General features: G+C 74.0%; 21 protein-coding genes. 15 read left to right on the top strand and 6 right to left on the bottom strand.

Annotation, left to right across the window (positions count from 1 at the left end; translation table 11 throughout):
- Positions 1-81: 81 nt before the first annotated feature.
- The 3 genes from V6U81_RS15535 (at position 82) to V6U81_RS15545 (ending at position 1,606) form a co-directional block, all read left to right on the top strand.
- Positions 82-429, top strand: a complete 348-nt coding sequence (locus tag V6U81_RS15535) for an STAS domain-containing protein (protein ID WP_334489905.1) — start codon at positions 82-84, stop codon at positions 427-429.
- Positions 430-495: 66 nt separating this feature from the next.
- Positions 496-942 (top strand): response regulator, encoded by a 447-nt coding sequence (locus V6U81_RS15540; RefSeq protein ID WP_334489906.1) that lies wholly within the window; start codon positions 496-498, stop codon positions 940-942.
- Between the two features lie 121 nt (positions 943-1,063).
- Entirely contained in the window at positions 1,064-1,606 is a 543-nt protein-coding gene (locus V6U81_RS15545; RefSeq protein ID WP_334489908.1) for an ATPase, read from the top strand.
- Between the two features lie 12 nt (positions 1,607-1,618).
- On the opposite strand, the gene V6U81_RS15550 is transcribed toward V6U81_RS15545, so the two are convergent.
- Positions 1,619-2,464, bottom strand: a complete 846-nt coding sequence (locus V6U81_RS15550) for a hypothetical protein (RefSeq protein WP_334489910.1) — start codon at positions 2,462-2,464, stop codon at positions 1,619-1,621.
- Positions 2,465-2,795: 331 nt separating this feature from the next.
- On the opposite strand from V6U81_RS15550, the gene V6U81_RS15555 reads away from it, so the two are divergent.
- Entirely contained in the window at positions 2,796-3,746 is a 951-nt protein-coding gene (locus tag V6U81_RS15555) for an endonuclease/exonuclease/phosphatase family protein (protein ID WP_334489913.1), read from the top strand.
- A 10-nt stretch (positions 3,747-3,756) separates the two neighbouring features.
- Here V6U81_RS15555 and V6U81_RS15560 read toward each other — a convergent pair whose 3' ends face one another.
- Together V6U81_RS15560 and V6U81_RS15565 are read right to left on the bottom strand one after the other, a co-directional pair.
- A complete protein-coding gene (locus V6U81_RS15560) occupies positions 3,757-4,182 on the bottom strand; it encodes an OsmC family protein (RefSeq protein ID WP_334489916.1) in 426 nt (141 codons plus the stop codon).
- 74 nt (positions 4,183-4,256) lie between these two features.
- Positions 4,257-5,207 carry a serine/threonine-protein kinase gene (locus V6U81_RS15565; protein WP_334489918.1) on the bottom strand — a complete coding sequence of 317 codons (951 nt, stop codon included), beginning with the start codon at positions 5,205-5,207 and terminating at the stop codon, positions 4,257-4,259.
- Positions 5,208-5,384: 177 nt separating this feature from the next.
- On the opposite strand from V6U81_RS15565, the gene V6U81_RS15570 reads away from it, so the two are divergent.
- Positions 5,385-5,618: a hypothetical protein gene (locus V6U81_RS15570; protein ID WP_334489921.1), complete on the top strand. Its 234-nt coding sequence runs from the start codon at positions 5,385-5,387 to the stop codon at positions 5,616-5,618.
- Positions 5,619-5,624: 6 nt separating this feature from the next.
- On the opposite strand, the gene V6U81_RS15575 is transcribed toward V6U81_RS15570, so the two are convergent.
- Positions 5,625-6,443 (bottom strand): alpha/beta fold hydrolase, encoded by an 819-nt coding sequence (locus V6U81_RS15575; RefSeq protein WP_334490030.1) that lies wholly within the window; start codon positions 6,441-6,443, stop codon positions 5,625-5,627.
- Between the two features lie 274 nt (positions 6,444-6,717).
- Between V6U81_RS15575 and V6U81_RS15580 the strand changes: the two genes are divergently transcribed.
- The 5 genes from V6U81_RS15580 to V6U81_RS15600 all read left to right on the top strand — a co-directional run bounded on the left by V6U81_RS15580 (position 6,718) and on the right by V6U81_RS15600 (position 13,160).
- Positions 6,718-7,458, top strand: coding sequence for a response regulator transcription factor (locus tag V6U81_RS15580; protein WP_334490033.1), 741 nt, complete (start codon positions 6,718-6,720; stop codon positions 7,456-7,458).
- Positions 7,436-8,938, top strand: a complete 1,503-nt coding sequence (locus tag V6U81_RS15585) for a sensor histidine kinase (RefSeq protein WP_334489924.1) — start codon at positions 7,436-7,438, stop codon at positions 8,936-8,938. Before V6U81_RS15580 ends, V6U81_RS15585 begins: the two co-directional genes overlap by 23 nt.
- 45 nt (positions 8,939-8,983) lie before the next feature.
- Positions 8,984-11,161, top strand: a complete 2,178-nt coding sequence (locus V6U81_RS15590) for an ArnT family glycosyltransferase (protein ID WP_334489927.1) — start codon at positions 8,984-8,986, stop codon at positions 11,159-11,161.
- Positions 11,162-11,164: 3 nt separating this feature from the next.
- Complete coding sequence (locus V6U81_RS15595) at positions 11,165-12,400, top strand: bifunctional glycosyltransferase family 2/GtrA family protein (protein ID WP_334489930.1); 1,236 nt, start codon at positions 11,165-11,167, stop codon at positions 12,398-12,400.
- Between the two features lie 82 nt (positions 12,401-12,482).
- Positions 12,483-13,160, top strand: a complete 678-nt coding sequence (locus tag V6U81_RS15600; RefSeq protein WP_334490036.1) for a helix-turn-helix domain-containing protein — start codon at positions 12,483-12,485, stop codon at positions 13,158-13,160.
- Between the two features lie 24 nt (positions 13,161-13,184).
- Here V6U81_RS15600 and V6U81_RS15605 read toward each other — a convergent pair whose 3' ends face one another.
- Entirely contained in the window at positions 13,185-13,577 is a 393-nt protein-coding gene (locus V6U81_RS15605) for a VOC family protein (protein ID WP_334489932.1), read from the bottom strand.
- 182 nt (positions 13,578-13,759) lie between these two features.
- Between V6U81_RS15605 and V6U81_RS15610 the strand changes: the two genes are divergently transcribed.
- From V6U81_RS15610 to V6U81_RS15625, 4 genes are all read left to right on the top strand, one after another.
- Positions 13,760-13,951 (top strand): hypothetical protein, encoded by a 192-nt coding sequence (locus V6U81_RS15610; protein WP_334489934.1) that lies wholly within the window; start codon positions 13,760-13,762, stop codon positions 13,949-13,951.
- A 10-nt stretch (positions 13,952-13,961) separates the two neighbouring features.
- The gene (locus V6U81_RS15615; protein WP_334489936.1) at positions 13,962-15,377 is read left to right on the top strand and encodes a methyltransferase; all 1,416 of its coding nucleotides are present in this window, start codon (positions 13,962-13,964) and stop codon (positions 15,375-15,377) included.
- Positions 15,370-17,430 (top strand): sulfatase-like hydrolase/transferase, encoded by a 2,061-nt coding sequence (locus tag V6U81_RS15620; RefSeq protein WP_420884032.1) that lies wholly within the window; start codon positions 15,370-15,372, stop codon positions 17,428-17,430. Before V6U81_RS15615 ends, V6U81_RS15620 begins: the two co-directional genes overlap by 8 nt.
- Positions 17,431-17,617: 187 nt before the next feature.
- Positions 17,618-18,901, top strand: coding sequence for a citrate synthase (locus V6U81_RS15625; protein WP_334489938.1), 1,284 nt, complete (start codon positions 17,618-17,620; stop codon positions 18,899-18,901).
- A gap of 231 nt (positions 18,902-19,132) precedes the next feature.
- Here the strand turns inward: V6U81_RS15625 and V6U81_RS15630 are convergent, their stop codons facing one another.
- Positions 19,133-20,539 (bottom strand): glycosyltransferase family 4 protein, encoded by a 1,407-nt coding sequence (locus V6U81_RS15630; protein ID WP_334489941.1) that lies wholly within the window; start codon positions 20,537-20,539, stop codon positions 19,133-19,135.
- Between the two features lie 317 nt (positions 20,540-20,856).
- Here V6U81_RS15630 and glgX point away from each other — a divergent pair, with 317 nt between their 5' ends.
- Complete coding sequence (gene glgX, locus V6U81_RS15635; RefSeq protein WP_334489944.1) at positions 20,857-22,977, top strand: glycogen debranching protein GlgX; 2,121 nt, start codon at positions 20,857-20,859, stop codon at positions 22,975-22,977.

Raw genomic sequence — 22,977 nt, forward strand, 5'->3', positions numbered from 1 at the left:
TCGGTCGGCCGCGGGCCGAACCCCGCGTATACTTGCGCGACTGCAAGGGTCGGCCTGCGGTGGTGAGCGAGAGGGACGACGTTGACCTTCACCGTCACGCACGCCCCGTGGAATGGTGCCGGGGTGTGCCTGCGGCTCGCCGGTGAGCTGGACCTGACCACCGCCGGTGAGCTCAACGCCGAGATCGACCGGCTGGCCACGGTCGGTGAGCGGCAGTTCCTGCTGGACCTGACCGACCTGACCTTCTGTGACTCGACCGGGATCGCGGCGTTCGTCCGTGGGGACAACCGGGCGGCCGCCGCCGGGGGGTGGCTCCGGATCACCGGGTCGACCGGTCGGGTCGACCGGGTGCTCCGGGTCACCGGCCTCGCCGAGGTGCTGCTGTACCAGCCGGAGGCGCTCGACCCACCCTCGCGTGCCGCCGGGTGATCGACTAGATTTCCCCGCCAGTGGGTACCAGGCGGTTCCCATCGTCACGCGAGACAGGTTGATCCCATGGGCCCAGACACCTCGAACCCCGTTCGCATCCTGGTGGTGGACGACGACCCAGGTGACGTCCTCATGATCGAGGAAGCCCTCGAGGACTCGGAGATCGACAAGGTCATCGACGTGGTCAGCGACGGCCAGGAGGCGATGGAGTTCCTCCGCCAGGAGGGCCGCCACACCGAAGCCCGGCGACCCGACGTGATCCTGCTCGACCTCAACATGCCCCGGATGGACGGCCGGCAGGTGCTCGGCGAGGTCAAGCAGGACGAGGACCTGCGGACCATCCCGATCGTCGTGCTGACCACCTCCAATGCGGACACCGACATCGTCGGCAGCTACACGTTGCAGGCCAACGCCTACGTGACCAAGCCGATCGACCTGGACGACTTCAACGATGTGGTGCGCCGCATCGACGAGTTCTTCGGGCGCGTGGTGGTGCTCCCCAAGCGGTCCTGACGCTCGCCGCGCGGCGCGCGCCTCAGTTGCTGAACATTTTTCCCGAACCCCCTCGGCGCTGGTCGACAGCCGCGAGGATCGAGCTGGGGATAGACGTACCAGCTGCCTGGGGGGCGACAGTATGAGGTTCTCCGTCGTTGAGACCGGATACGACCAACGGCAGGTCGACTCCTGCCTTGACGAACTCGGCGTCCGGTTGACCCGGCTCGCCGCGCGGGTCCAGGTCGCCGCCGGCGCCGGCCGGGAGTGGGACCAGATCCGGCAGGAGGCCACCTTGCTCTGCGGTCTCGTCGACCGGCAGGGCCCGGTGGCCGACGTGCTGGTGGCCCGGCGCGAGGCCGCCGCGGTCGAGCGGGAGGCCGCCGAGATCCTGAACCGGGCCCGCGGCGTGCTCGACGCGGCGCGCGAGGAGGCCCGGCAGCTGCGCGAGCGGGTGTACGCCGAGGCCGTGCAGGCCCGGCGGGAGTTCGAGGCGGCGCTGCACGAGCGACGGCGCCGCGAGGCCCGGGTCGACGAGATCCTGACCGGGGTGGAGGTGGTGCCGAGCGACACGCCCACCGCCGCGGCGGCGACGTCGGGCGGGGTCCCGGCAACCCGGGTCGCCGCGACGGGCGCCGACGAGGTGACCGTGGAACTGCCCGAGCCGGGCACCCGGGTGGCCTGACGCGACCGCGCCTCAGGTCAGCGCGTCGACCACCGTGGTGGCCCGCTCCTCGTGCTGGGCGTACGCGTCCGGGTACGCGGAGATCTGCACGGCCTGGGCGGCCTCGGTGACGCTGAGCTCCTGCCAGCCGGGAATCTCGGCGAGCGCGAGGTAGAACGCCCGGGCCGCGTACGCCGGCCGCATGAGCTGGGCGATCGTGCCCCAGCCGCTGCTGGGCCGCTGCTGGAAGAGGCCGACCGAGTCGTGGTCGGCGCCGCTGCCCTGGTGCGGGTAGTCGTAGGACTCCGGCAGCACGTCGCTGGCGAGGTTGTACAGGTTGCTCTCCTGCATCGCGGTGGACACGGCGACCACCAGGCCGCGCTTCGGCATCCGCAGGGCGAGGCCCGCGTCGACGATCGCCCGGGCGTTGTCCATCTGTGCCTGGGTGAGGCCGGCGACCGGGCGGGGGTGCTTCGGCCGGACCGTCCGCCGTGGCGGCGGCTTGCGGGTCGCCGACGGGCTGGGGCTGGCCGTGGCGCGCGGGGTGACCGGGACGGCGAGCGGGGAGGCGGCCCGGTCCAAGGAGCGGGAGGCGCGCTGCTCGTCGACGGCCCGGTCGGCGAGCACCTCCGGCACCGGCTCCCGACGGTCGCCGGTGTCGTGCGCCCCGACGAACGCGACCAGGCCGAGACAGCAGCTCACGCCGCCGGCCAGGGCAACCCGCGCGGAGGTGGTGGCGAGCAGCGAACGGGCGCCGCGGCGGGGTGGTTCGGGGGCGCGGTGCCGCCCGATCCTCTTTTCGTCCGATGCCGCATCGGTCGTACGGGTGGCCGGTCGGGTCTCGGTCAGCTGCCGCTCAGGGGACTCGTCGGGATGCACCCGCCGAGGCTAGGCAGCTTCCCGATGTTTGCCATCGGGGTCATTGGTGGCATGCGTCACAATGTGCCGGTTTTGGGTCGGTCAATAGCCGTGGCAAGCTATGAAAGGTGCCAAGCGAATGAATCGCTTTTATCCACTATTACCCTTTTGCTGGGAGCTTCCGGGCACCCCATGGGATGGATACTCGTGACTGTCCGGCTCCTCCGTTCGGCCGATGAGGTGGGTGTCCTATCGGGGCGCTGACCCCTGCCCGGGCGGCGGGCGTCGTAGCGAGCGGCGGTTGCCGGCATCGCCATCGGGGGCGAAGCATCGGCTCGGTACGATGCGGACGGTGACCGAGAGCATGATCGACGAGTCCGTCCGCGGTGGCGCGGACCGGTCCGGCCGCCGGCGGGGGTTGGTCCTCGTCGTGCTCGCCGTGCTCCTCGCGGCCGTGCTGGCCGGTCATCGGGCGATTCCCAATGTGCACGGCGTGGGCAGCCTGCTCGACAGCGTGACCCCCCTGCTCGGCCTCGGCGTGCCGGTGCTGGCCGTCGCCGCGTTGTTGCGCCGCGCCCGGTGGGCGCTGCTCGCGGTGCTGCTGCCCGCCCTGGTGTGGGCGTTGACCTACGGCGGCGCCTGGCTGCCGGCCGCCTCCGGCGCCGGACCGGCCGGCCTCCGGGTGGCCAGTCAGAACCTACGGGCCGACAACCCCGATCCGGTCGCCACGGTGACCCCGCTCGCCGCCTCGGGCGCCGATCTCATCGCGCTGCAGGAGGTGGCCGACGGCGACCGGGTCGCTCCCGCCCTGCGCGAGCGGTACCCGCACCGGGCGGCGGTCTCCACCGTGGCGCTCTGGAGCCGCTACCCCATCCGGGAGTCCGCCGGGGTGGACACCGGCCTCGGCTGGACCCGGGCGCTGCGGGCTGTCGTCGCCACCCCCGACGGGGACCTCGTGGTGTACGTGGCACACCTCGGCTCCGCCCGGGCCGGGCAGACCGCCACCCGCGACGAGACGGTCCGCGCCCTCGCCCGCGCGGTCCGCGCCGACCCGGCGGACCGGCTGGTCGTGCTCGGTGACCTCAACACCGCCAGCACCGACCGGGTCTTCACCCCGCTGGCCCGGCTGCTGCACGACGCCCAGGCCGACGCCGGTCAGGGCTTCGGCTTCACCTGGCCCTCCGGGCTGCCGGTGACCCGCCCGGACCACGTCCTCTACCGCGGGATCACCCCGACCGCGGCCGGGGTGATCCGGACACCGGACTCGGACCACCGGGCGGTGACCGCCGGCTTCCGCTGGTGACCTCGTCGGGTCAGCGCCGGCCGCCGTCGGCCGGGGTGACGGTCAGCCGGTGCCGGCTGCTGTCCCCGCTCGAGAACGGCCAGAGCCGGTCGGCGTGCTCCACCAGGTCGGCCAACTGGTCCCGACTCAGCCCGGCGGACGAGATGGAGGCGTGCACGTCCGCCCGGTAGCGACCGTCGTCGTCGCGACCCAGCTTCGCCTCCGCCGTGACCTGCACGGTGTGCGCCTCGTTGGTGATCTCCCCGGCCGCCTCCACCGCCGCGTGGTGCAGGCAGGACGCGAAGGCGGCGGCGAGCAGCTGTTCGGGGGTCAACCCCGTGCAGTGTGGCGCGAGCGGCGATGCCAGCGCGCTGGACAGGCCCCCGTCGTCGGTGCGTACGTGACCGCCCGCCGCGGTCGCCGAGGCCTCATGCAGCCAGGAACTGGGATCCGGCATCGCGTTCCTCCCGTCGCTCATCCGGCGGGTTCCCGGCCTCGGTCCGGCGAAACGCCTGGCGACGGGGGCCAGGATCAGGCCGGGCTGGCGCGGGACCAGTCGTCGAGGGCGACCGCCTCGGTCGCCTCGGTGGCCGCGCGCTCGGTCCACGGGGAGACGGGCGCGACCCGGGGGCGGGGCGCCGACGCCAGCATCGGCACGTACACCCGGGCGTCCACCGCCTCGGCCAGCAGGAGCGCGGCCATCAGGCTGGTCGGCCGGGCGGTGGGGTCGTCGTCGAGGCAGCGCCGGCACAGGTCGGCCACCTCCGCGGGCAGCCCGTCGACCGGCGGCAGCGGCTCGGGAGCGACCTGCCTGCGGGCGCCGATCAGCTGGGTGGCGGTCGTCCCGGCCGCGTACGGCAGCCGCCCCGTGAGGCAGTAGTAGAGCAGCACGCCGAGGGCGTACATGTCGGCGGCGGGGGTGGCCGGCTGCCGGTCGAACTGCTCCGGGGCCAGGTACGCCGGGGTGCCCACCACGATGCCGTCGGGGCTCTGGTCGGGGGCGCCGGCCGGGCTGGCGATGCCGAAGTCGAGCACCTTCACCCCGGAGGGGGTGAGCATCACGTTGGCCGGCTTGACGTCGCGGTGCACGATGCCGTGCGCGTGCGCGGCGGCCAGCGCGGCGGCCACCTCCGCGCAGACCCGTACCGCGATCCGCCAGTCCAGCGGGCCGGCCCGCAGGTGCGCGGCGAGCGTCTCCCCCTCGGCGAGCTCCATGACGATGTACGGCGCCTCGCGTCCGGGCAGCGTGGACGAGGTGCCGAAGTCGTGCACGCTGGCGACGTTGGGGTGCACCAGCCGGGCCGCGTTGCGCGCCTCGGCCCGGATCCGCTCCACCGACGTCTCCTCGCCGTGCTGCCCGGGGGACATCAGCTTCACCGCGACCGGACGGTCGAGCACCACGTCGTGTGCCCGCCACACCTCAGACATCCCGCCCAGGGCGATGCGCTGTTCGAGCTGGTACCGCCCGGCCAGCGTCCTCATCGTGGCTGCTCCTGTCCGTCTCGCCCGTCTCGCCCCGGTCGTTACCGGCGCTCCGGTCGCGGTACCCGGCGGGCGAGCTGGGCAAACCGTGCTCGGCCGGGTCGGAGCCGCCGCGTCGCGCCGATCGGTGCGGTAGCTTGCCAGGCAGGGGGCGTCCGGCGGGAGGGGGTCACACGGATGAGCGAGGTGACCGTCCGCTTCGTCGGCGGCCCGGCCCACGACCTGGTGCGGGCGCTGCCCGCGGGGCCGGACGGTGATCCGCCCGAGCGCTGGGTGCTGCGCCATCCCGACGGGGATCCGGCCCCGGGTGGGGGCGGCCCCGACCATCTCTACTCGCGCAGCCGGCGCGACGGCACCGGGGTGTGGACGATGAGCTTCGTGCACACCTACCCGGTGGGCGCGGGCGAGTAAGTCGGTTCAGCGGCCCGCCGCCGTGGTCTCCAGGATCACCGCCGCCACCCGCTCGGGGTCGTCCTGCATCGGCACGTGCCCGCAGCCGGGCAGGTCCAGGTGGCGGGCCTGCGGAAGCCGCTGCCGGGCCAGCGCGGCCTGCCGGTACGGCAGGATCCGGTCCCGGGTGCCCCAGGCGACGGTGACCGGCACCGTGGGCGCGCCGGCGAAGGCGTAGCCGCGGCCCGCCCGGGCCACCGCGCGGAAGGCGCGGGCGTCGCGCAGGGCCCGCGAGTCGGCCAGGGCCGCCTCCACCGGCAGCCGCTCCGGCCGGGCGACGATCATGCCGAAGGCCAGCGACCGGAGCGGGGCCGAGCCGAGCACGGACCGGACGACCGGCGCGGGCAGCCGGGCCGCCGCCCGGTGCAGGCTCAGCACGGTCAGCGCCCGGCGCAGCTCCCGCGGAGTGCAGAAGCCGGCGGGGGAGAGCGCGGTGGCCGAGGCGGCCAGGCCGGCGGCGGCGAGTTCGAGGGCGATCGCCCCGCCGAGGCTGTTGCCGGCGACGTGCGGCCGGTCCAGGCCGAGCGTCGCGCAGAACTCGGCGACCGCGGCCACCACCTGCGTCATGTCCCGGGGCAGCCCGCCCGCCGGGACCGGGGAGCGACCGAAGCCGGGCAGGTCGAGCGCCACCACGTCGTGCCGGGCGGCGAGCAGGTCGAGCACCGGCAGCCAGGCCGCCCAGTGGTGGCCGATGCCGTGCAGCAGCACCAGCGGCGGGCCCGCGCCGCGCCGTTCGAAGGCGACCGGCAGGGCCCCGGCCGGCCCGGGGGAGCGATCGGCATCCATGGCCACGCCCGGAAGTTACCATCGGGTAGCCCGCTGGGAAAGGGCACGTCCATCCGTCGACGCTGCGCCCGGACGCTGGAGCGGACCCGGGTCGGACCGGTGGCGGTGCGGTGCGTCGGCGGTCGGTGGCGGTCACGCGGCTCGCCCGTCGAGGTCCCGCCGCAGGCCGGGGCGACGGGGTACCGTCGGACCGAACCGGGGTGGCGCGCACAGGTGGCGCACAGGATGCGCACAGTTCAGGGCCAGCCGGGCCGCCCACGATGGGGGCATGGTGATGGACGGGCAGACCGCGCAGACCCGGATCGAACTCCGCCGCCCCGACGGCGAACCCGTCCGGGTGCTGGTCGTCGACGACGAGCCGACCCTGACCGATCTGCTCTCGATGGCCCTGCGCTACGAGGGCTGGCAGGTGCGCAGCGCCGGCAACGGGATGGCCGCGTTGAGCACCGCCCGGCAGTTCCAGCCGGACGCGGTGGTGCTCGACGTGATGCTGCCTGACCTCGACGGCTTCCAGGTGCTCCGCCGGCTGCGCGAGCAGGCCCCGACCGTGCCGGTGCTCTTCCTGACCGCCCGGGACGCCGTGGAGGAGCGGATCGCCGGGCTCACCGTCGGCGGCGACGACTACGTCACCAAGCCGTTCAGCCTGGAGGAGGTCATCGCCCGGCTGCGCGCCCTGCTGCGCCGCTCCGGCTTCGCGGTGGCGGCGCGGGAGGACGCGGTGCTCACCGTCGGCGACCTCAGCCTGGACGAGGACAGCCACGAGGTGCGCCGCGGCGACGACCTGATCACCCTGACCGCCACCGAGTTCGAGCTGCTGCGCTACCTGATGCGCAACCCGCGTCGGGTGCTGAGCAAGGCGCAGATCCTCGACCGGGTGTGGAACTACGACTTCGGTGGCCAGGCCAACGTCGTGGAGCTGTACATCTCGTACCTGCGCAAGAAGATCGACGCCGGCCGGGACCCGATGATCCACACACTGCGCGGCGCGGGCTATGTCCTCAAGCCCGCGAACTGACCGGCGAGGTCGGCTGCGCTCCTGGCTGGCCGGCCGGTCACTGCGGACCCGGCTGGTCGCCGCGGTGGTGGCGCTGCTCGCCCTGGTCAGTATCGGCATCGGCGGGCTGACCACGGTCGCGCTGCGGCACTTCCTGATCACCCAGGTCGACGACCAGCTCACCGTGGACAACCGCCGGCGGGAGGGTCCGCCATCCTGGTTTCAGCAGCTCGCCGAGCGGCAGCGGGCCGACCAGGACCGGCCGCTCGAACCGCCGCCCGGCTTTCCGCCGGACTCCGTTGCCGTGAAGATCGTCGATGGCGTGGTGACCTCCGCCCTCATCCGCAACGCCTCGGGTGCGGCCGAGGCGCTGCCCACCGGCGGCCTCACCCCGGTCACCGGGCTGCCCGTCGACGGGCAGCCGCGGACGGTGGACCTCGGCGAGCGGGGCGACTACCGGGCGGTGGCCCGGCAGGCGTCCGACGGTGACGTGCTGGTCTTCGCGATCCCGCTGGCCGAGGTGCAGGAGACCGTCTGGTGGATGGTGGTCGCCCAGGCGGGCGTGGCCACCGCGGGCCTGCTGATCGCCGGCAGCCTCGGCGCGCTCATCGTCCGGGCGACGCTGCGCCCACTGAACCGGGTCGCCGCCACCGCCGTCCGGGTCACCGAGCTGCCACTGGACCGTGGCGAGGTGGCGCTGTCGGTGCGGGTGCCCGAGGCGGACACCGACCCGCGTACCGAGGTCGGCCAGGTCGGGGCCGCGCTCAACCGGATGCTGGGCCACGTGGGCGCGGCGCTCGCCGCCCGGCAGGCCAGCGAGACCCGGGTACGCCAGTTCGTCGCCGACGCCAGCCACGAGCTGCGTACCCCGTTGGCCGCGATCCGGGGCTACGCCGAGGTGGCCCGGCGCGGCCGGGACCGGGTGCCGCCGGACGTGGCGCACGCGCTGCGCCGGGTGGAGTCGGCCAGCACCCGGATGACCAGCCTCGTCGACGACCTGCTGCTGCTCGCCCGGCTGGACTCCGGCCGGCCGCTGGCCACCGAGTCGGTCGACCTGACCGCGCTGGTGGTGGACGCGGTCAGCGACGCCCACGTCGCCGGCCCCGAGCACCGGTGGCAGCTCGACCTGCCCGACGAGGCCCTGGAGGTACCCGGCGACGCCGTCCGGCTGCATCAGGTGGTGGCGAACCTGCTGGCCAACGCCCGGGTGCACACGCCGCCCGGCAGCACGGTGACCACCCGGCTCACCCGGGTGCCCGGCGCGGTCGAGGTCAGCGTCACCGACGACGGCCCCGGCGTGCCGCCCGAGCTGCGCGACGAGGTCTTCGAACGCTTCGCCCGCGGCGACAGCTCGCGCTCGCGCGAGCACGGCAGCACCGGGCTCGGGCTGGCCATCGTTGCGGCGGTGGTCGAGGCCCACCACGGCACCGTACGGCTGGAGTCCCGGCCCGGCCGGACCGTGTTCACCGTGCGGCTGCCGGATCCCACAGCCGACGCATAGGCAGATCATGGGGACGGCTCAACCGGCTCGCCCAGGCTTGCCGGCATGGACAGAACAGAGCGCCTGCTGACCGCGTCGGGGAACGCCCCGGCCGCCGAGACCGCGCCACCGGCCGCCCCCGCGCCGGAGCCCGTACCCGCCGAGGCGGAGCCACCGCCGACCCGCCGGGATCCGGCCTGGGCCCGACCGGCCCTGCTGGTGCTGCTGCTGGCCACCGGCCTGCTCTACCTGTGGGGGCTGGGCGCCTCCGGCTGGGCCAACTCGTTCTACTCGGCGGCGGTGCAGGCCGGCGCGGAGAGCTGGAAGGCGTTCTTCTACGGCTCGTCCGACGCGGCGAACTCGATCACCGTGGACAAGACCCCCGCGTCGCTCTGGCTGATGGCCCTGTCGGTCCGGGTCTTCGGGCTGAGTAGCTGGTCGATCCTGGTGCCGCAGGCCCTGCTGGGCGTCGCCTCGGTCGGCGCGCTGTACGCCACCGTCCGGCGCTGGTACGGCCCGGTGGCGGGCCTGATCGCCGGGGCGGTGCTGGCGCTCACCCCGGTCGCCACGCTGATGTTCCGGTTCAACAACCCTGACGCCCTGCTCGTCCTGCTGCTGGTGCTCGGCGCGTACGCGACCGTGCGGGCGGTGGAGACGGCCAGCACCCGGTGGATCGTGCTGGCCGGGGTGCTGGTCGGCTTCGGCTTCCTCACCAAGATGCTCCAGGCCTTCCTGGTGATCCCGGTCTTCGCCGGGGTCTACCTGCTGGCCGCGCCGACCGGCTTCTGGCGGCGGATCCGCCAGCTGCTGCTGGCCGGGCTCGGCGTGGTGGTGGCCGCCGGCTGGTGGGTGGCCGTGGTCGAGCTGGTGCCGGCGAGCGCCCGGCCCTACATCGGCGGTTCCCAGCACAACAGCATCCTGGAGCTGACCCTCGGCTACAACGGCCTGGGCCGGATCACCGGCGACGAGGAGGGCAGCGTCGGTGGCGGCGGCCCGGCGGGCGGCGGTGGGGGCGGCCCGTTCTCCGGGCAGACCGGCTGGCTGCGGATGTTCGACACCGAGGTCGGGGGTCAGATTTCCTGGCTGCTGCCGGCGGCGCTGATCCTGCTGGTCGCCGGGCTGGTGCTGGCCGGGCGGGCGGCGCGTACCGACCGGCGGCGCGCGGGCCTGCTGCTCTGGGGCGGGTGGCTGCTCGTCACCGGCCTGATCTTCAGCTTCATGTCCGGCATCTTCCACGCCTACTACACGGTGGCGCTCGCCCCGGCGGTCGGCGCGGTGGTCGGCATCGGGGCCGTGCTGCTCTGGCGGGAACGCGCCGTCACCGGCCCGGTCGATCTCGTCGCCGCCGCCCCGGGCGCGTCGCGCCGGTGGGGGAACCGCCGCGCGTTCGCGGCGACCGTCACCCTGGCGGTGACCCTCGCGGTGAGCGCCTGGTGGTCCTGGCGGCTGCTCGGCCGCAGCCCCGACTGGTACCCGTGGCTGCGCACGGCGGTGCTGGTCACCGGTCTGGCTGTGGCGGTGCTCCTCGTCCTCGCCGACCGGCTGCCGCGCCGGCTGATCCCGGTGGGCCTGGCCCTCGGCGCGACGGCCGCGCTCGCCGGTCCCGCCGCGTACGCGCTGGACACCGCGGCGACCCCGCACACCGGCTCCATCCCGAGCGCCGGCCCGGTCGTGCAGGGCGGTTTCGGCCCGGGCCGTGGCGGATTCCCCGGCGGCCGGCCGCCGCGCGGCGGCCAGTTCCCCGGCTTTCCCGGTGCGAACCAGACCGGCCAGACCGGCGGCCAGCTCCCGACCCTCCCGGGTGACGGCCAGCTCCCGGGCATTTCGGTCGGGCAGGACGGCGGCGCCGGCCGGGCCCAGCGCGGTGGCAACATGGGCGGGCTGCTCGACTCCCGCGAGCCGAGCGCCGAGCTGAAGGCCCTGCTGGAGTCCGACGCGGACGCCTACACCTGGGTGGCGGCGACGATCGGCTCGAACAACGCCTCGGGCTACCAGCTGGCCACGGGCGAGCCGGTGATGGCGATCGGCGGCTTCAACGGCAGTGACCCGTCGCCGACGCTGGCCCAGTTCCAGCGCTATGTCGCCGACGGCAGGATCCACTACTTCGTCGGCGGCGGTGGCTTCCGGGCCAACGGTGGCAGTTCCGCCTCCCAGGAGATCTCCTCCTGGGTCACCGAGAACTTCCCGGCCAAGACCGTGGACGGGGTCACCGTCTACGACCTGAGCAGCGGAAAGCAGGGCTGAGCCATGACGTACCCGAGCACCCGCCCGGCCGTCGCCGTCGGGGTCGCCGCGCCCACCGCGGTGCTGGACGTGGTCGTCCCGGTGCACAACGAGGAGGCCGACCTCGGCCCCTGCGTGCGGCGGCTGCACGCCCACCTGAGCGCGCACTTCCCGTACCCGTTCCGGATCACCGTGGCCGACAACGCCAGCGTCGACGGCACCCTCGCGGTCGCCGAGGCGTTGGCCGCGGAGCTGTCGCACGTCGAGGTGCGCCACCTCGCCGCCAAGGGGCGTGGCCGGGCACTGCGGGCCGCCTGGTCGGCGTCGGACGCCCCGGTGCTCGCCTACCTGGACGTGGACCTCTCCACCGACCTGGCGGCGCTGCTGCCGCTGGTGGCGCCCCTCATCTCCGGCCACTCCGACCTGGCCATCGGCACCCGGCTGGCCCGGAGCTCCCGGGTGGTCCGCGGCGCCAAGCGGGAGGTGATCTCCAGGGCCTACAACCTGCTGCTGCGGGGCACTCTCGCGGTCCGGTTCTCCGACGCCCAGTGCGGGTTCAAGGCCATCCGCTCCGACGTGGCCCGGGAGTTGCTGCCCCTGGTCCAGGACACCGGGTGGTTCTTCGACACCGAGCTGCTGGTGCTGGCCCAGCGGGCCGGGCTGCGCATTCACGAGGTGCCGGTGGACTGGGTGGACGATCCGGACAGCCGGGTGGACATCGTCGCCACCGCCCTGGCCGACCTGCGCGGCATCGGCCGGCTGGGCCGGGCGTTCCTCACCGGCGCGCTGCCCCTGGCCCAGGTGCGCGAGCAGCTGGGTCGGGCCCCGCTGACCGCCCCGCCGGGGCAGGTGCCGGCCGGGCTGCCCCGGCAGCTGGCCCGGTTCGGCGCGGTCGGGGTGGCCAGCACCGTGGCGTACCTGCTGCTCTTCGTCGCCACCCGGGGCGTGTTCGGCGCGCAGCCGGCGAACCTGCTGGCGCTGCTGGTCACCGCCGTGGCGAACACCGCGGCCAACCGACGGCTCACCTTCGGGGTGACCGGCCGCCGGCACGCCGGCCGGCATCACCTCCAGGGGCTGGTCGCCTTCGCCCTGGGGCTGGCGCTGACCAGCGGGTCGCTGGCCGCGCTGCACGCGGTGACCGCGACCCCGCCGCGAACGGCGGAGCTGGCGGTGCTGGTGGTGGCGAACCTGGCCGCCACGGTGCTGCGCTTCGTGCTGCTCCGCCTCGGCATGCACCACCGCCGTCCGGTCGCGGACTGAGCGGGCCGGGGGCCCCGACCGGTAGTCGGGGCTCCCGCCGCGCCCGTGGCCACCCGGCCCCCAGAGTGGCAGGGTGGACCGGGTGTACCGGGAACGCCCCGCCGCCCTGCCCGGCGCCGTGCTCTGGACCAGCGTCAGCACCGGCGCGCCGGTGCGGGTGCTGCCGGACGGGTGTCTGGACCTGCTCTGGTCCAGCCGGTCGGGGCTGCTGGTCGCCGGACCGGATCGCACCGCGTACCTGACCGGTGCCGTGCCCGGCGAACGGTGGCTGGGGCTGCGGCTGCCGCCGGGGGTCGGCCCGGCGGTGTTCGGCGTCCCGGCTCAGGAGCTGCGGGACCGGCGGGTGCCGCTGGACGCGCTCTGGGGCCGGCCGGCGGCCTTCCTCACCGAGCGGTGGGGCGACCGGCCGACCGGCGCCGACCTCGAGGCGGTCGCCGCTGCCCGGTTGGCCGCCGCCGGCGGCCCCGACCCGCTCGGCGCGCGGATCGCCGCGCTGCTGGCGGCCGGCGCCACGGTGACCGCGACCGCCGCCGAGGTGGGCCTCGGCCCGCGTGCCCTGCACCGACGCAGCCAGCTCCTCTTCGGGTACGGCCCGAAGACCCTCGCCCGGATCCTGCGGATGCGCCGGGCCCTGGCCCTGGCCCGCGCCGGTGCCCCGTTGGCCGAGGCGGCCGCCCGGGCCGGATACGCCGACCAGGCGCACCTCACCCGGGACGTGCGCGAGCTGGCCGGCGTCCCGCCGACGGCGCTGACCGGTTGACGCCGGTGCCCCTCGGGGTGCTGGTCAGCCCAGCGGGGCGTAGAGGTCCACGCCGTTGCCGTCCGGGTCGTGCAGCACGGCGTACCGCTGGCCCCAGAAGGCGTCCCAGGGCGCCAGCTCGCCGTGGAAGCCGGCCCCGGTCAGCTCGGCCCAGCACCGGTCCACCTCGGCCGGGTCGGCGCAGCGGAAGGCGAGGGTGGCGCGGGGACTGCCGGTCGGCGGCGTCCAGCCGGGGTGGAAGGTGCGGACCATGGCGACCGCGTCCCAGGCGAGCCGTAGGCCGCCGGGGAGGGTCACCTCCACGTGGTCCTCCGCGTCGGCGCCGGGCGGGACGTCCAGCCCCAGCCGGCGGTAGAAGTCGAGACTGCGGGCCATGTCGGCGACCGTGATGCCGACGAGATCGAAGCGAGGTGCCATGCGGCCACGGTAGGGCGGGCGGGCACCGGCCGTCTTGAACGGAACGGACGGGGGCGAGTGATCCGTGTGCCCCTCATGGCTGCCCCGGGCGGGCTACTGTCGAGGACAACTCCGGCTATTCGGGTCAAACGCCTCACGGTGTGCCCGGTCGGTTCCACGACGGCGAGGGAAGGGAGCGGTCGGTGATGCATCTGGCCTACCTGGACGCGGGTTCCGGCAGCCTGATCGTGCAGGCGGTGGTCGGTGGCGTGGCGGGCGCGGCGGTCGCCGCCAAGCTCTACTGGCGGCGGCTGGCCTCCCGGTTCCGCCGGCGCCCCACCGAGGTGCCGACGGCGCCCGACGGTGGGCAGCAGCGACAGTCCGTTGACACCTGACCGGCCGGCGATGACCACCTCCGACGCCCGGATCCGGGTCGAACCCGGCTCCTTCCGCGACCCGGCCAACCGGGTCTTCCACGCCGGGGAGGCGGTGTTGCGCGGGCTCGACCCGGGGGCCACCGCCGACTGGCAGGCGCTGGCCGGCACCGAACTCTTCGCCGCGCTGCTGGCCGAGGGGAAGGTCTGCGGCACGGAGGTCGTCGACCCGGCCGTGCTGCCCGGCTGGGCGACGGTGCTGCGGCACGAGCGGATCCCGTTCGTCTCGCACCCGTACGAGTGGTCGTTCGCCATGCTGCGCGACGCCGCGCTGCTGCACCTGGAGATCCTGCGTCGGGCCCTGACCGCCGGGTTCACCACCAAGGACGGCTCGGCGTACAACCTCCAGTGGCGCGGCAGCACCCCGGTCTTCATCGACATCGGCTCCTTCGCGCCGGCCCGCGACGGCGAACCCTGGGCCGGGTACCGCCAGTTCTGTCAGACCCTGCTCTATCCGCTGCTGCTCCAGGCCCACCTCGGCCTGGACTTCCAGCCCTGGCTGCGGTCCCGGGTGGACGGCATCGAGCCGGACCAGATGCGCCGTCTCTTCGGCGGGGTCCGACGGCTGCTGCCCGGCGTGCCGACCCACGTCCACCTGCACGGCGCGATGCAGGCCCGCAACGCGGCGGCCAGCACCACCGACGTCCGGGCCCAGCTGCGGGCCGCCGGGTACTCCCGGGAGCTCGCGCTGGCCACCGTGCGCGGGCTGGAGAAGCTGGTCCGCCGGCTCGACCGCCGGGGTTCGGGCAGCCACTGGGGCGACTACCAGCGCACCTGTGGCTACACCGCCCAGGACCGGGCCGACAAGGAGACGTTCGTCGCCGACGCGGTGACCGCCGCCGGCGCGCCCCGCCTGGTGCTCGACCTCGGCGCCAACGACGGCCGGTACGCCCGGATCGCCGCCCGGCACGCCGCGCGGGTGGTCGCCGTCGAGCAGGACCCGGCGGTGGTCGACGCCCTCTACCGGGCGCTGCGCGCGGAGGGCGACCGGCGGATCCTGCCGCTGGTCATGGACCTCGCCGACCCGTCGCCCGGTGGCGGCTGGCGGGGCGTCGAGCGGGCCTCGTTCGCCAGCCGGGCCCGGGCCGACGTGGTGCTCGCCCTGGCCGTGGTCCACCACCTCGCCATCGGACGCAACATCCCGCTGCCCGACCTGCTCGACCAACTGGTCGGGTACGCGCGCCCCGGCGGCCGGCTGGTGGTCGAGTTCGTCCACCCCGAGGACGCGATGGCCCGCCGGCTGCTGGCCAACAAGCCGGACGGGCTCTTCCCCGGCTACCGCCGGGAGGAGTTCGAGCGGCACCTCGCGGCCCGCTGCCGGGTGGAGCGGCAGCGGGACCTGCCATCGGGCACCCGCACGCTCTACCAGGCGGTGGTGGGTGGCTGACTCGACGCTGACCGCCCCACCCGGTCGGCGTCCGCCCGATGCCGGCCGCCCGGCGCCGTCGGCGGCGGTGCCGTCGGCCCGCCGGCTCGAGCTGTGCCGGCTGCTGGAGGTCACCGCGCTGGTCGGGCTGGTGGTCACCCAGCCGTTGCTCGACGTGCTCGGCCGCAGCCCCGACTTCTTCCTGTTCCACCGGGCCACCACCGCCGACATCCTGATCCTGGTCGCGATGATCGCGCTGCTGCCGACGCCGGCCGTCGCGCTGCTCGGGTGGGCCAGCCGGCTCGCCGGCCCGCGCGCCCGCAGCGCCACCCACCGGCTGCTCGTCGGGCTGCTGCTGGCCGCCCTCGCCGTGCAGGTCGGTCGGCACGCCACCGGGCTGCGGGGCGTACCGCTGGTGCTGGCCGCCGCCGTGGCCGGCGCAGCCGGGGCGGCCGCGCACCGGCGGTGGTCGGCGATCGGCCGGGTGCTGCGGGTCGCGGCGCTCGGGCCGCCGGTCTTCGTCGCCCTGTTCCTCTTCGCCTCGCCCGCCTCGGCGGTCGTGCTGCCCCGCGCGCACGGCGGGGCGGCCGGGACGGCCGGATCGGGGGAGCACCCGCCGGTCGTCATGATCGTCCTGGACGAGCTGCCGCTGGTCTCGCTGCTCGGCCCGGACGGCCGGATCGACGCCACCCGGTACCCGCACTTCGCCGAGCTGGCCGCCGGCTCGACCTGGTACCGCAACGCGACCGGGGTGAGCGGGTGGACGCCGTACGCGCTGCCGGCGATGCTCACCGGTCGCTACCCGGCGAAGCCGTACGCCCCGCACTACTCCCAGTACCCCGACAACCTCTTCACCGCCCTCGGCGGGCTCTACGACGTCCGGGCCGAGGAGAGCATCACCCGGCTCTGCCCGCCCAGCCGCTGCGAGCAGCGGGCCGCCCCGCGGCAGGGGCTCGGGGTGCTGGTGCGGGAGACGGGTCGGCTGCTCGGCCAGGTCGCCGCGCCGGTGGACGGCCGGGTCGACCCGGAGGAGTCGTACCGGGAGCGCACCCGGACCGAGGTGGGGCTGGACGCCGCCGAGCCCGTCCCGGCCGACCCGAAGTTCCGCTTCGACAGCCTGGACGACAACCAGCCGGCCCGGTTCACCAGCTTCCTCGCCGCGCTGCGCCCGTCCGGCCGGCCCACGCTGCACTTCCTGCACCTGCTGATGCCGCACCCGCCGTGGGCGTACCTGCCGTCCGGGGCGCGCTACGACGCCCCGGAGGACCTGCCCAACGACGGGGCCGGCTGGGTGGACCTGGCCCGGGCCCGGCACCTGGCGCAGCTGGAGTACACCGACCGGCTGATCGGCGAGACGCTGCGCACCCTGCGCGCCGGCGGCCTGTACGACAAGGCCATGGTCCTGGTCACCGCCGACCACGGGGTGAGCTTCACCAGGGCCTGGCAGGGCCGGGGGATGGACGCGATCGTCCACGCCGCCGGTGAGGTCGCCTGGGTGCCGATGTTCATCAAGGAGCCCGGGCAGCGCGCCGGCCGGGTCGACGACCGCAACTGGGAGCACGTCGACCTGCTGCCCACCATCGCCGACGTGGCCCACGTGAAGATCCCGTGGCGGATGGACGGGCGCTCGGCCCGGCAGGCCCCGCGGGACCGGACGGAGAAGTGGTTCTACGACCGGCCGGGGGAGCGGGTCGCCTTCCCCGGCGGGGTGCCGGCCCGCCCGGCGGTCGCCGCCGCGCACCCGCTGGTCGGCAGCGCCGTCGGGGAGAAGCCGACCGGCGGTACGGCGACCGTGGCGAACCTGGCCGCGTTCCGCGACGTCGATCCGGCCGCCGGCGCGCTGCCGGCGCTGGTCTGGGGGACGGTGCCCCGCGACGTGCCCGACGGCACCCTGCTGGCGGTCGCGGTCAACGGCCGGGTGGGCGCGGTGGTGCCCGTGGTGCCCCGGGACAAGGGGGGCCGCCGCTTCGCCGCCCTCCTCCCCGACGACCATCTGTTCACCGCCGGGGCGAACCGGCTGGACGTCTACCGGCTCGGCCCCGGCGGCGCGCTGCGCCGGCTGGAACTCTCCTGAACCTTTCCTCCCCGGCGTCCGTCTTCGCCGCGGCCCACCCCGCCACCAGGGTTTCCGATCCGCCGGGTCGGGAATCGGGTGACGCATACCTCACCGCCGAACCACGGCGGGCGGTGTCCCGCAGGCCGCGATTACGGTAAAAGCGAAGGCAATTCAACGAAGATTCGCCGGCGAAGCGAGGAACCACATGACGGAAGTCAAGCTGGATCACCCCGGTGGGCAGCTTTCGATGCCGGTGCACGACGCGGTCGAGGGCCCCGCGGGCATCGGGGTGGGCAAGCTGCTGAAGGAAACCGGGATGACCACGTACGACCCCGGTTTCGTGACCACCGCGTCCTGTTCGTCCGAGATCACCTACATCGACGGTGACGCGGGCATTCTGCGGTACCGCGGCTACCCGATCGAGCAGCTGGCCGAGAAGTCCTCCTTCCTGGAGGTCTCCTACCTGCTGATCTACGGCGAGCTGCCCACCCAGACGGAGCTGACCGAGTTCAGCGAGCGGATCCGCCGGCACTCGCTGCTGCACGAGGAGATGCGTCGGTTCTTCGACGGCTTCCCGCGCGACGCGCACCCGATGGCCGTGCTCTCCTCGGCCGTCAGCGCCATCTCCACCTTCTACCAGGACAGCCTGGACCCGTTCGACTCCAACCACGTGGAGATGTCGACGGTCCGGCTGATGGCGAAGGTCCCGACCATCGCCTCGTACGCCTACAAGAAGTCCATCGGGCAGCCGCTGCTGTACCCGGACAACTCGCTGGGCTACGTGGAGAACTTCCTCCGGATGACCTTCGGCGTGCCGGCCGAGGAGTACGAGGTCGACCCGGTGATGGCCCGCGTGCTGGACATGCTCTTCGTGCTGCACGCCGACCACGAGCAGAACTGCTCCACCTCCACCGTCCGACTGGTCGGCTCCAGCAACGCCAACCTCTTCGCCTCGGTCTCGGCCGGGGTGAACGCCCTGTTCGGTCCGCTGCACGGCGGCGCCAACCAGGCCGTGCTGGAGATGCTGGAGAAGATCAAGGCCGACGGCGGCGACGTCCGGTCCTTCGTCCGCAAGGTCAAGGACAAGCAGGACGGCGTGAAGCTGATGGGCTTCGGCCACCGGGTCTACAAGAACTACGACCCGCGCGCCGCCATCGTGAAGAAGGCCGCCCAGGACGTGCTCGGCCGGATGGCCAAGCCGGACCCGATGCTGGACATCGCGATGCAGCTGGAGGAGATCGCGCTCGCCGACGACTTCTTCGTCTCCCGCAAGCTCTACCCGAACGTGGACTTCTACACCGGCCTGATCTACAAGGCCATGGGCTTCCCGACGAAGATGTTCACGGTCCTGTTCGCGCTGGGCCGACTCCCCGGCTGGATCGCCCAGTGGCGCGAGATGATCAACGACCCGGAGACCAAGATCGGCCGCCCGCGGCAGATCTACACCGGCTCCCCGGAGCGGGACTACACCGCGCTCACCGAGCGCTGAGCCACCCGCACGACGACGAAGGCCGCCGGCCCCGCGAGGGGCCGGCGGCCTTTCGCGCACCCCCGCCCCCTCCCCGCACCCCCTCCCCGCACCCCCTCCCCGCGCCGATCTTGCACTTGTGGCCCCTGATCTGCGCCTGATGTCCGTGATGCGGGGGCCGAAAGTGCAAGATCGCGGAGGGGGAGGAGGGGGAGGAGGGGGAGGAGGGGGTAAGGGGGGAGGGGGAGGGGGTTAGCGCAGCCCGGCGGCGGCCAGCAGGTTCCCCTGGGGGGTGGGAGCGGTCATCCGGCCCAGCGTCATTCGCAGCTCGGCGCGCTGCGCGGTGAACGCCGTGTCCCCGGCGATCGCCGCCGCGTACGCCGACGCCGTCCGGTGCGCGATCGCCGACCAGCCGTACTGCTCGTGGACCATCAACCGGGCCCGGCGGGCGAGCACCCGGGCCCGGTCCCGGTCCGACAGCAGTGCGTCGACGGCCTCGGTGAGCCCGTCGGGGTCCTGCGGGGCGAAGGTCATCCCGGTGACGCCCGGCTCGACGATCTCGGCGAGGCCGCCGGTGCGGGACACCGCCAGCGGCGCCCCGGCAGCGGCGCCTTCGAGCGCCACCATGCCGAACGGCTCGTAGATGCTCGGTACGGCGAAGCAGTCCGAGGCGGCCATCACGGCGGGCAGGTCGGTGCCGCCGAGGAAGCCCGGCATGCTCACCGCCCCGCCGAGGCCGAGCCGGTGCACCTCGGCCTCCAGGGCCGCCTTGTACGGCCCGTCGCCCACGATCACCGCGCGCAGCCCGGGGTGCCGCTCGCGCAGCCGGGGCAGGCCGGCGAGCAGGTGCTGCACGCCCTTCTCGTAGACCAGCCGGCCGGCGAAGGTGACCAGCGGGCCGTCCCCGGCGAACCGGGCCCGGGCCGAGGTGACCGCCGAGGCCGGCACCTTCCAGCGGTGCGGCTCGACGCCGTTGGGCACCACGTCGACCCGGCCGGTGGGCACCCCGAACAGCGCGCCCACCTCGTCGCGCATGTACCCGGAGCAGACGATCACCCGGCCGGACTCGCCGGCCAGCCAGTGCTCGACGCCGTGGATGGTGCGGTTCATCTCCTCCGGCAGCCAGCCCTGGTGCCGGCCGGCCTCGGTGGCGTGGATCGTGCTGACCAGCGGCACGTCCAAGTGGTCGCGCAGGGTCATCGCGGTGTGCGCGACCAGCCAGTCGTGGGCGTGGATCACGTCGTACGAGCCGGCCTGGGCGGCCCGCAGCGCGGCCCGGGTCAGCGTGTGGTTGAACGCCATCGTCCAGGCCAGCAGCGACTCGGTGGCCAGCGGGAAGGCCACCGGGTCCTCGGCGGCGCGGACCACGCGCACCCCGTCGGCGTACTCCTCCAGCGGCGCGCCCTCGGTGTGCCGGGTGACCACGGTGACCTCGTGCCCGGCGGCGGCCAGCGCGACCGACAGCGCGTGCACGTGCCGGCCGAGCCCGCCGACCAGCACCGGCGGGTACTCCCAGGACAGCATCAGGATGCGCCGGGTCTGCGGGGGCACCCCGGCGCCGCCGCCCTGCTGCGGTACCTGGGGCCGGGAGGTGGGGGTGGGCCGGCAGGACCGGTCCGGGGCGGTAGCGAGCTGATCGCCGACCCGCAGGGTGGTCACATCAATCTCCGTCCATGCACGAAGGATCGCGCCGGCAACGGTGGCGGCGGAAAGGAGGTGGTGGGGGTGGCCGAAAGGCCGAGTGGACCCGCCCGCGGGCGCGTCCGCATAAAGCAAAGGGCATTGCGCGCCCCGGCGCATCTCGAAACGGCCTATCGTGACGGAGGACACCCAAAGGTCCAGTGCGTCTCAGGTGGGTGGATATCGGATGTCCCCCGTTCGGATGGATTGGCCGGCACGGGCGCGGGGCATTAGCGGCGTGCGCACCGGCGGCCTGCCCGTCCGGTGCGCTCACGATCAGGTGCCGAAGGAGCGACATGCAGGTCTGGCCGGGTGAGCGTTACCCCCTCGGGGCCACCTACGACGGGATGGGCACCAACTTCGCCATCTTCTCCGAGGTGGCCGAGCGGATCGAGCTCTGCCTCTTCGACGAGTGGGACACCGGCGCCGAGCGGCGGGTCGAGTTGCGCGAGGTCGACGCGTACGTCTGGCACGCGTACATCCCCGGGATCGAGCCGGGCCAGCGGTACGGCTACCGGGTGCACGGGCCGTGGGACCCGGCCAACGGGCTGCGCTGCAACCCGCACAAGCTCCTGCTCGACCCGTACGCCAAGGCGGTCGACGGGGACGTCACCTGGGACCCGGCGGTCTACGACTACGAGGTGGGCGGCGACCCGGACCGGATGAACGACACCGACTCGGCGCTGTTCATGCCGAAGTCGGTGGTGGTCAATCCCTACTTCGACTGGGGCAACGACCGGTCGCCGCGCACCCCGTACCACCACTCGGTGATCTACGAGACGCACGTGCGCGGGCTGACCATGCGGCACCCGGGCATCCCGGAGGAGCTGCGCGGGACGTACGCGGCCATCGGCTCGCCGGTGATGATCGAGCACTTCAAGACCCTCGGGGTGACCGCGGTCGAGCTGATGCCGGTGCACGAGTTCGTGCACGATCACCGCCTGGTTGACCTGGGGCTGCGCAACTACTGGGGCTACAACACCATTGGCTTCTTCGCCCCGCACCACGGCTACTCCGCGCTGGGCCGGCTCGGCCAGCAGGTGCAGGAGTTCCGCGGCATGGTCAAGGCGCTGCACGCCGCCGGCATCGAGGTGATCCTCGACGTGGTCTACAACCACACCGCGGAGGGCAACCACCTCGGCCCGACGCTGAGCTTCAAGGGCGTCGACGCGCCGAGCTACTACCGGCTGAGCGAGGAGGATCGGCGCTACTTCGTCGACTACACCGGCACCGGCAACAGCCTCAACGTGCGCAGCCCGCACTCGCTCCAGCTGATCATGGACTCGCTGCGCTACTGGGTGACCGAGATGCACGTCGACGGCTTCCGGTTCGACCTCGCGGCCACCCTGGCCCGTGAGTTCTACGAGGTCGACCGCCTCTCCACCTTCTTCGAGGTGGTCCAGCAGGACCCGGTGGTCAGCCAGGTCAAGCTGATCGCCGAGCCGTGGGACGTCGGCCCCGGCGGCTACCAGGTGGGCAACTTCCCGCCGCTGTGGACGGAGTGGAACGGCAAGTACCGCGACACCGTGCGGGACTTCTGGCGCGGCGAGCCCGCCACCCTGGCCGAGTTCGCCTCCCGGATCTCCGGCTCCGCCGACCTCTACCAGGACGACGGCCGGCGGCCGTTCCACAGCATCAACTTCGTCACCTGCCACGACGGGTTCACCCTCAACGACCTGGTGTCGTACAACGACAAGCACAACGAGGCCAACGGGGAGGAGAACCGGGACGGCGAGAGCCACAACCGGTCCTGGAACTGCGGCGTCGAGGGGGAGACCGACGACCCGGGCGTGCTGGCCCTGCGGGCCCGCCAGCGGCGCAACTTCCTGGCGACGCTGATCCTCTCCCAGGGCGTGCCGATGATCGGCCACGGCGACGAGCTGGGGCGCAGCCAGCGCGGCAACAACAACGCCTACTGCCAGGACAGCGAGCTGGCCTGGGTCGACTGGGAGCAGGCCGACACCGAGCTGCTCGACTTCGTCCGGCGGCTGACCGGGTTCCGGATGCGGCACCAGGTCTTCCGCCGCCGCCGCTTCTTCACCGGCCTGCCGGTGGGCGGCCGGGCCGCCGGGTCCGGCGTGCCCGACCTCGCCTGGTACACCCCGGACGGCCGGGAGATGACCGGCGAGGACTGGGGCAACGACTTCGGCCGGTCGGTGGCGCTGTTCGTCAACGGCGACGGCATCCCCGAGCGCGGCCAGTACGGCCAGCGCCACCAGGACAACTCCTTCCTGCTCTGCTTCAACGCCCACGACGCGGCGCTGGACTTCACCGTGCCCGGCGGCGAGTTCGGGCAGCGGTGGGAGCTGGTCATCAGCACCGCGGAACCGGAACCGGAGAAGACGGCGATCGTCGAGGCGGGCGGCGTGATCTGCGTGCCGGACCGCTCCCTGGTGGTCCTGGAGAGGACGATCTGA

The sequence above is a fragment of the Micromonospora lacuserhaii genome, assembly GCF_036902735.1.
Classification (GTDB): domain Bacteria; phylum Actinomycetota; class Actinomycetes; order Mycobacteriales; family Micromonosporaceae; genus Micromonospora.

Excerpts from the sequence above, each read along its gene's own strand:
- V6U81_RS15625 (WP_334489938.1), top strand. The coding sequence starts at position 17,618 with ATGACGGAAGTCAAGCTGGATCACCCCGGTGGGCAGCTTTCGATGCCG.
- V6U81_RS15605 (WP_334489932.1), bottom strand. The coding sequence starts at position 13,577 with ATGGCACCTCGCTTCGATCTCGTCGGCATCACGGTCGCCGACATGGCC.
- V6U81_RS15545 (WP_334489908.1), top strand. The coding sequence starts at position 1,064 with ATGAGGTTCTCCGTCGTTGAGACCGGATACGACCAACGGCAGGTCGAC.
- glgX (WP_334489944.1), top strand. The coding sequence starts at position 20,857 with ATGCAGGTCTGGCCGGGTGAGCGTTACCCCCTCGGGGCCACCTACGAC.
- V6U81_RS15575 (WP_334490030.1), bottom strand. The coding sequence starts at position 6,443 with ATGGATGCCGATCGCTCCCCCGGGCCGGCCGGGGCCCTGCCGGTCGCC.
- V6U81_RS15590 (WP_334489927.1), top strand. The coding sequence starts at position 8,984 with ATGGACAGAACAGAGCGCCTGCTGACCGCGTCGGGGAACGCCCCGGCC.
- V6U81_RS15565 (WP_334489918.1), bottom strand. The coding sequence starts at position 5,207 with ATGAGGACGCTGGCCGGGCGGTACCAGCTCGAACAGCGCATCGCCCTG.
- V6U81_RS15560 (WP_334489916.1), bottom strand. The coding sequence starts at position 4,182 with ATGCCGGATCCCAGTTCCTGGCTGCATGAGGCCTCGGCGACCGCGGCG.
- V6U81_RS15540 (WP_334489906.1), top strand. The coding sequence starts at position 496 with ATGGGCCCAGACACCTCGAACCCCGTTCGCATCCTGGTGGTGGACGAC.
- V6U81_RS15615 (WP_334489936.1), top strand. The coding sequence starts at position 13,962 with ATGACCACCTCCGACGCCCGGATCCGGGTCGAACCCGGCTCCTTCCGC.
- V6U81_RS15580 (WP_334490033.1), top strand. The coding sequence starts at position 6,718 with ATGGACGGGCAGACCGCGCAGACCCGGATCGAACTCCGCCGCCCCGAC.
- V6U81_RS15570 (WP_334489921.1), top strand. The coding sequence starts at position 5,385 with ATGAGCGAGGTGACCGTCCGCTTCGTCGGCGGCCCGGCCCACGACCTG.
- V6U81_RS15585 (WP_334489924.1), top strand. The coding sequence starts at position 7,436 with ATGTCCTCAAGCCCGCGAACTGACCGGCGAGGTCGGCTGCGCTCCTGG.
- V6U81_RS15595 (WP_334489930.1), top strand. The coding sequence starts at position 11,165 with ATGACGTACCCGAGCACCCGCCCGGCCGTCGCCGTCGGGGTCGCCGCG.